The sequence below is a fragment of the Bartonella sp. AP40SXNS genome, assembly GCF_042195825.1.
Taxonomy (GTDB): domain Bacteria; phylum Pseudomonadota; class Alphaproteobacteria; order Rhizobiales; family Rhizobiaceae; genus Bartonella.
In genome coordinates, this window is sequence record NZ_JBHIPB010000051.1 from 1 (window position 1) to 2,599 (window position 2,599).

General features: G+C 38.3%; 1 protein-coding gene. It reads left to right on the forward strand.

The window, feature by feature from the left end; genetic code table 11:
* Positions 1 to 317: 317 nt before the first annotated feature.
* A partial coding sequence (locus tag ACFILZ_RS09525; RefSeq protein ID WP_375611023.1) for a DEAD/DEAH box helicase family protein occupies positions 318 to 2,599 on the forward strand: 2,282 nt, incomplete at its 3' end.

The window sequence follows — 2,599 nt, forward strand, 5'->3', positions numbered from 1 at the left end:
TGAACTGACAAAATAGACTATTTTAGTGACTCATAAAACCTATCAAAATACTCATTATGATATCTTAAAAGCACATAGTTCATTTGTCTTGATGAACACGTGAAACGAACAGCAAATTTTACTACTTTGCTGATCTTATCCTATGTCATGGGCTGTTGATAAACAGCCTTTTAAACCCCTTTTGAAAAAATATCGGCTTTTTTAGCAGTTTTTTCCCATTTTTATCGTTATTTGCTTTAAATGCATTTAATTGAATTCGTTTTGATTTTTTTGATGATTATTGATCATATCATAAGGCAAGGGATTTTTATTACAATATGCTGCAATCTATTAAGTATGATAACAAACACATCACTTTACGCTCCCTTTTACAATCCTATCGTGAACAGGCAACATCAAATGCTCTACGGGGGAAAGTATTTGAAGATTTTGTGACAAAATATCTTATGTATGACCCTCTCCACTATGGGCGATATGAAAAAGTTGAGAGCTATTATGAATGGGCGAAAGAGCGTGAAGGTTGGAATAAAAATGATATCGGCATTGATCTGGTTGCCAAACTTCGCAATCAAGAGGGTTATGTCGCTATTCAATGTAAGTTTTATCAAGCAGATCATCAGATCAGTAAAAAGGATATTGATAGCTTTATCGCGGCATCTGGAAAAGACATCTTTAAATATCGTCTTCTCGTTGACAGCACAGAAGTGGAATTAAGTGACAATGTGAATACCATGATTAAAGGACAAGCGATACCCGTTTATCGCATTGACCTTCGTCATATGGAAAACAGTCGGATAGATTGGCAAATATTTGCAACAAAACAAGAAGTGGTTCTGAAATCAACCAAAGAGCCTCGTTCCCATCAAGAAGAAGCCATCAAGAAAGTCTGTGAAGGTTTAAAAGAAGCAGACCGTGGCAAGCTGATCATGGCATGTGGTACGGGGAAGACTTTCACCAGTTTGAAGATAGCAGAAACCCTTGCTGGGAAAGGCAAGCGTGTTTTGTTTCTGGTCCCTTCTCTGGCTTTAGTCTCACAAACAATCCGTGAATGGACAGCCGATGCACAAGTACCTTTGCGTTCTTTTGCTGTGTGTTCGGATACAAAAGTAGGCAAGCGTCGTAAGAACCAAGATGATATTGTTGGCATGGAAACATCAGATCTTGTTCTCCCTGCTACCACGGATGCCCAAACCCTTGCCAAAGAAGCTTGCGAAAACCTAGCAGATGCAATGACGGTGGTGTTTTCAACTTACCATTCTATCCAAGTGATTTCAGATGCGCAAAAAGAGCATGGTTTACCCGAATTTGATCTAATCATTTGCGATGAAGCACATAGAACAACTGGGGCTGTGTTAGGAACAGACAAGCGTGAATCTGAATTTATCAAGGTTCATGATAACAGAATCATTCGGGGTAAAAAACGTCTATATATGACAGCAACCCCCAAAATCTTTACAGATAAGATAAAAAGGAAAGCTGACCTATCTGATACTGTTCTTGCCTCTATGGATGACGAAAAAATTTATGGCAAAGAACTGCATCATTATACATTTGCGGAAGCTCTAGAACATAAACTGTTATCACCTTGTAAAGTTATCATATTAGTTGTCAATGAAAAAGAAGTAAGCCAATCCATTCAACATCTTATTACCGATAAGAATTATGAACTTATTCTTGACGATAGGACCAAGATTAATGGCTGTTATAGAGCCCTTACCAAAATGGATCTGAAACTTGATCTTGAAGATGACCCCAATCCCATGCGTAGAGCTTTAGCATTTTGCAAAGATATTGAGACTTCTAAACGCATATGCAAGGAATTCAAAAAAGAAAAAGTTCAAGAATCTTTGCACGCCCTTCATAAAAACTATAAAGATACTCCCCCTCTTAACTGTACTCTTGCCCATATTGATGGAACCTTTAGTGCTAAAGAGCGTACAAAACAACTTGACTGGTTAAAGGAAGATGCGGGGGAAAATACGTGTCGTGTGCTAACCAATGTACGCTGTCTTTCTGAGGGTGTTGATATTCCTGCTCTTGATGCTGTTCTATTCTTACACCCGCGAAAAAGTCAAATTGAGATTATTCAAGCAATAGGCCGTGTTATGCGTCGAGCAGAGGGTAAGAAAAGAGGCTATATCATTCTACCCGTTGGAGTACCGGCTGGCATTCCACCAGTACAAGCCTTGGAAAATAATCCAAAATATGATGTCATCTGGCAAGTCGTCAATGCTTTGCGTGCCCATGATGAGAGTTTTAATAAAATAATCCACCATATGTCCATAAAACAGGACGTAAGCTATGCCCTTGATATTATTGTTCCTTCTCAAAAGGCTACCTCAGAAGATACAACTGTGGTTATTGATGACTTACCTATACGCTCAAAATCAGAATATTCAGGACTGAACATTGGATCACCAACTTATGAATCCTTTCACGGATATAAACCAGAAGAAGAATTATCCCTTTTTTCTCAATATCCGGATGTCATTAGAGCAGCTATTGTTAAGAGAAATTACGACCCTAGCTATTGGAAAAAATGGGCAATAAATGTTGGTGATCTTGCTCAAACTCATATCACACGCTTAACTGAAGTTTT